Consider the following 5,806-nt stretch of genomic DNA (forward strand, 5'->3'; position numbering starts at 1 on the left):
CCTATTCAGAGACACTATTAGACGGTATCATAGATGATGAGGCTACCAGATTTGAATATTATAATAAGATGCTCATTGAGTGTAAATCAATGGAAAGACTTGTTGGAGATTTGCTTGCACTTTCCAAAATGCAAAATCCTGACTTTACACTTGAAAAAGAACCTATCAGCCTTGTTCAAGTCTTCTCAGATATACTGCGAAGCGGTCTTGCTCTTGCCAAAGAAAAAGATGTAAAAATAAACCTTAACACCGATGATGAACTTATGCTGATGTATGGTGATTATGACAGAATCCGCCAAATGTTTATGGTTATAGTAGATAATGCAATAAAATTTTCTAATGATTCAGGAAATGTGAGTATTATAATAAAAAAAGAAACTGCCAATAATTCAGTAAACTTTTTCTCTGCTGTCTTTGCAGGTGATACCTATGTAAATTCCGGTAATAAGCTGTTAATCAGCATAATTGATGATGGTATTGGCATTGCCGAAAGTGAACTGCCTCATATTTTTGAAAAGTTTTATAAGTCCAAACTGAGACAAAACGCTAAAGGTTCAGGATTGGGTCTTGCCATAGCAAGGCAGATAGCCCTAAAGCATGATGGTTCTATAAGCGTAGAAAGTCAAAAAGGCAAGGGTACAAAATTTAAGTTTGAATTTAATGAAATCAAAGCCATAGAGCTATGATACATAATTACGAAAATTTATTTTTTAATAATATGCCACTTGAATATTTTATATTTTCTTAGTAAAATAGATTTGTCACGGAGTGGTATCGAAGTGGTTATAACGGCCCTGACTCGAAATCAGGTAGTCTGTTCGCAGGCTCGTGGGTTCGAATCCCACCCACTCCGTTAAAGCAAGCCCCCATACTTCACCAAGTATGAGGGCTTTTTAATATAATCCAAATTAGAGTTTAATGAACTAATTTTTTCATAAACCCGATACTAACAGTGTGACAAGCTAAGAGCTTTATTTTATAGCTATAAGCAATTAGTAGTCCAGTTTCTCCACAAGCTGTCCGCTCTTCATATCAAATGACAATACTTCGTCTATATTTACAGCTACTATGTAAAAATGATTACCTATATAAAGTCCTCTGTAGTTTCCGCCATAATAATCAAATTCCGGAAAGTCTGCTCTGAATCTTTCATAAAAACCTTTTTCTTTATCAAATCCGTATATTACATATTGATTTATCTGTCTTCTCTTCGCAGAACTGTAGTATGAAACCGGAAAACCTATCAGATTTTTTGCCGCATCTACAAGTATTGACTTACGCTCATATTCTGCTTCTGAATTTGAGTAGTCTTCGTCTCTCTCACTAAATAATTTTTTAGCTATTTCCTTTACATCCGCCGGATTAGAAATATCAAACATAGAAAGTTTAAGTCCCTTAGTTCCACCTACAACTTCGTCTGCATCCTGTCCCAGTCCAAAAAGCAGTCCGTTTCCAAACGGATGTAAGTACTCTGAGAAGCCCGGTATCTTAAGATAGCCAAGTATTTTAGGGTTTTCCGGATCACTTACATCTACACTAAAGAGAGGATCTGTCTGCCTGAAGGTTACAAAGTAAGCCATATCTCCCATAAATCTTGCAGACTTAATATATTCTCCCTTTGCAAGTCCTTCAATTTTTCCTTTCACCTTCAAATCCTTGTCAAAGATGTACAATGCATTTTCTGTAGTTTCTCTTCTTGATACAACACTGTCATCAGCAGTGGAAGGCTCACCAATAGGCATTATACCGAACCAATTATTTCCTTTTGTAATTACAAGCCTGAGATTTCCCTTATATTCATCAAGTGAATAGTCATTATTAAGATTTCCAAGAACAGAAGCACTTGCCTGAGGTGTTATTATTCCATCCTTGTAAGAATACTTCATAATCTTAGTCTTTTCACTTGACATATAATAATCTGAATTCCAAAAATAAATATTATCATTACTTACATAAATGTCATAACCGGAATCCATAATCAGCTTTGAATCAATAACTTTCTCCGGATTTTTAACATCTATTGAAGTTACAACCGTGTAGCAGTCTCCACTTGAATATTCAGGTACATAAATACTTTTTATGCCTATCTTTTTGCCATCTACTTCAGGTATCAAATCATTATATTGTACATCTTTATCATCAGTAACCGGATAGTAATACAAATTGTAACTATGTGAAAATGTATAAATAATTCCATCCTTCATCCTTGTATTTCCTACAGAGCCTTCCTGTGTATGCTTTGCCTTAAGTACAGGCTTTTCAGGATTAGTTATATCATAAAATAAAATCTTCGTTAAACTCTTTTCTATATATCTTCTATATCCATGTTTTCCTGAATAATACTCATTTCCATCAGCAAAGACTACAAGTGTATTTCCTTCCAACATAATGTTACTGTAATAATACCTTATTCCATCTCTATTCCGGTCAAGGGCTATTCTTGAAGATACGGCTTCCATTTTACCCTTATCAGCTTTTATTATCTTAATTCCCGGCTCACTGTCATATCTGTTTTTAAGTACATAGATATATTTCCCGTCTGTTTTTACTATATCAGCCTCGTCTACGCCTTCTGTTCTTGTATTTGTCTTTGAGTAATCATCTGCACCGGCACTATTTTCAGCAACATTCTGATCGGCACTCTTAGCTAGCTCATTTGAAGGAGCAGTTGCTGTTGTATCTGCACTCTTCTTTGCCCCACCACAAAATTCATTCATGCTGAATCGTTTTTCTGCTGCCTTTGCTAAGTACTTATAAAGTGACTTGTAGTTCTTAAACTGCTTAATTCCATCCACTTTTTTGGCTATTTTTTTCTGTTTTTTAGCATCAACCTTCTTTCCCGCTACTACATTTGCTATGTTTGTAAGCCCATCTACTCCCATTTCCTCAAGATTTAGATTTCCTGAACCAATCATAATAGCAAATGCTGCCACTACAGCTCCTGCCGTCGTTACCATACCTAATAACCAATTTTTCATGTTTCTCCTCCTTTTTTTATTATTTAATTTGTTTTCCTCTTCACCAAGTCTCTCTCTAATCTTCTCAGGCTGTAGTGAAACCGGTATTTCTATATCTTCATCTTCTTTATTTTTAAGAAAATACAGTGCTAACCTGTACAAGTCCTTCGCCACCTCGGAGTACAGTTTTGTAAATGTATCTGTATTTCTAATCATAGGTTAACCCCTATCTGCCATTGGCATTAAACATGTTTCACTTAATAAGTGTTGTTTTATGGTTAAAATGTTGCAAGGAAAATAAAAATATTATTTATACTCAGACATATCAATTCCTAAAACATCTTCACAGTTAACTATTATTTGTTTCATTAGTTCTATTTGTTCGAATATCTTACATAGTTGCAAAGACAAATCAAGAGACTTTTTATATTCAGTTTTTTCAAGTCTGTATTCAGCAAAAGCTTTACCATAATACAATACTGCTAAGGTATCAGCAAACATATTTTTCTTACATATTTCAATCCCTTTATTATCATAAAACAAAGCTCTACTATATTCTTCCTTTTTTCTATACACACCTGCCAGATTGTGGCAAATTCTTGGATATATTTCATTATTTTCGTCACATTGGTTTATGCAAAATTTAAGTATTTCTTCATATTTTTCATCCTGCCCACATTTGTCCTCAACTAAGGCTATATTCATAAGTATTCTGATTTCCATTAGCGAAAAACTGTACTCCTTATAATTATCAAGCGAGAAATCATTTAATGTCTGTTTAATAGCATTTATATACATATCCATTGCATTCTGATATTCTTTATTTTTATAATATCTAATACCATAAAGAAAGAACTTAAACTGTGTAATTAGTATTTTATAGTATTCATTTTCAATGTTTTCCAATAACTTATCAATCAATTTTAATTCATTGTCAAAATTAGACATTTCTTCATTTATCAGTTTTAAATCTATATTTCTTTGCGTTTGCAATAACATAGAATAATCTGTAATACGGCTTTCAATAATAGCAGAAACCAAATCAGTCTTGTAAATAACTGATAATGCTTCGAGTGTTTCCAGTTTAGGTATCACTTTCCCCCATTCCATTCTTCTAAGAGTTCTTTCATCTATAAGAGCCATATCTACAACCTGTTTTTGTGTAAGACCTAGTTTTTCTCTTATATCTTTTAGTCTTTTCCCAAATAAAAAAAGGTTATAATACATTTTAATCTCCTTAAATTTTTATTAATTATATACTAAATCGGACTTTAAAGTCCGTTGCAATTTGAATATTTTAGATATATTATATAAATGTAAAGTAATTAAGTAAAGGGGAGGTGATAAATATGTTAAAGAAATTAAGCAAAGCTGTTATGCTGTTTTCAACCTTATGCATGCTTTTATTTGTTTCATTTAACATATCTGACAGCATTTATTCTACCGGTAACCGCGGAGAAATAGAGCTGTTAAATATTGTAGAAGGGTAAAACTAAGGAAAGGTATTGTTTATGAAAAGAATAAATCCAATGAGATATAAAAATGGAGATACTTTCATTAGAGCCCAATATTTTCATTAAGCAAAATTTAATCTGATATTGTAGTAAAGGAGGTATTGTAGCTAATCTTTTTAGCTAATAGATATATGAATAAAATAGGTGCTGTATTTTCTTTCATACTTATTATTATTGGCATATTCTTTAGTCTGGTTATGGGTATAATTTCAAAAATATTTCCTATACTGGGGATAATGAGCAGTAAATTTGCCATTGGTAATATATACAGTCCATTAGAACATGTAGTTGATTTTACAACTATGTATATGGTTAGTTTTGGACTTATAATAATAGGTTTAATAATGGTAATTTATTTTTTTAGGAGGGAAAAATATGTTAAAAAATAGTTTCAAAAAATTATGTATGGTATTACTTTGCTCGATATTAGTTTTTTCTAATACAGAAAAAGCTTCTGCTTTTTCTGATGAAAATCTGAGCGTTTCAGAAAATATGGTAGTGCCTAAAGCAGATTACAATTCAGTTATAAGAAAAGACTCAGAAACAACTACATACGCCGTATTAAATGCTGAAGAAATCGCCAAGGCATATGGCATTACTGATTATGAGAGTATTACTGTAACTCTTTTTAACAGACACGAAGACTATAAGCCATTAAATACTCCTGTATTTTTTGATTCCATATATGTTGATAATATCAGAGGTCCTAGACATTCTTGTGGAGCCACTAAAATAGTAGAAAATAGCTCTACCAACTTTGCCAAGCAAAATGTTCCTCATACTGTCACAATAACTGGAACTGGTTCAAATACATTTTCAACCAATTTAGGTGCCAGTTTTAGCATTGATGCTAATACAATTAGTGCCGGAGTTGGTTTTAATGTAACCTCAAGCATTGCGTTAAGTACCTCTGCAACAGCCAGCTTAAAGTACTTACAAACTCTTACAGTAATAGGATATCCAGAATATGAAGTGTATGAGTATGACATTATGCATAGGAAATTTTGGGGTGGTACAGAAAAAATCGGAACAGGACTTGCATATAGATGTACAGGATTTTGTACTATTACAAGAGTGAGTTAATGTACATAATATGAATAAAATACTTAAGTTTTTATATTATATAACACCAAGCTTAATTATAGCTATTTCAATTATTGTAGGTGCTGTACTTATATGTAAGTCCATAGAGACAGTAGGTAACTGGTTGGTAAGTGCTCTCTTTTAGTTTAGAAAAAAATTTCAATCAGCAGAAAAACGAACCCCACGAAATCTTTTAAACTTCGTAGGGTTCTCTTGTGTTTACACTTCCTTACTCATTATAAAATACCCAAG

5 protein-coding genes and 1 tRNA gene are annotated in these 5,806 nt (G+C 32.5%); 4 read left to right on the forward strand and 2 right to left on the reverse strand.

Annotated elements, in window-relative coordinates:
- Positions 1 to 686: sensor histidine kinase (locus tag ACTTKP_RS10860; protein ID WP_442553920.1), on the forward strand; the 686-nt coding region annotated here is incomplete at its 5' end.
- A gap of 79 nt (positions 687 to 765) precedes the next feature.
- Positions 766 to 853: transfer RNA gene (locus tag ACTTKP_RS10865), tRNA-Ser, on the forward strand.
- Positions 854 to 992: 139 nt separating this feature from the next.
- Here ACTTKP_RS10865 and ACTTKP_RS10870 read toward each other — a convergent pair.
- Positions 993 to 3,173 (reverse strand): beta-propeller domain-containing protein, encoded by a 2,181-nt coding sequence (locus tag ACTTKP_RS10870; RefSeq protein ID WP_442553921.1) that lies wholly within the window; start codon positions 3,171 to 3,173, stop codon positions 993 to 995.
- A gap of 90 nt (positions 3,174 to 3,263) precedes the next feature.
- Positions 3,264 to 4,184, reverse strand: a complete 921-nt coding sequence (locus ACTTKP_RS10875; RefSeq protein ID WP_442553922.1) for a helix-turn-helix domain-containing protein — start codon at positions 4,182 to 4,184, stop codon at positions 3,264 to 3,266.
- A gap of 122 nt (positions 4,185 to 4,306) precedes the next feature.
- On the opposite strand from ACTTKP_RS10875, the gene ACTTKP_RS10880 reads away from it, so the two are divergent.
- Together ACTTKP_RS10880 and ACTTKP_RS10885 are read left to right on the forward strand one after the other, a co-directional pair.
- On the forward strand, positions 4,307 to 4,447 hold the full coding sequence (locus ACTTKP_RS10880) for a hypothetical protein (RefSeq protein WP_442553923.1): 141 nt from the start codon (positions 4,307 to 4,309) through the stop codon (positions 4,445 to 4,447).
- A gap of 399 nt (positions 4,448 to 4,846) precedes the next feature.
- Positions 4,847 to 5,554, forward strand: coding sequence for a hypothetical protein (locus ACTTKP_RS10885; protein ID WP_442553924.1), 708 nt, complete (start codon positions 4,847 to 4,849; stop codon positions 5,552 to 5,554).
- The last annotated feature ends 252 nt before the right edge of the window (positions 5,555 to 5,806 follow it).

This window comes from Catonella sp. (assembly GCF_052169795.1).
Classification (GTDB): Bacteria; Bacillota; Clostridia; order Lachnospirales; family Lachnospiraceae; genus Catonella.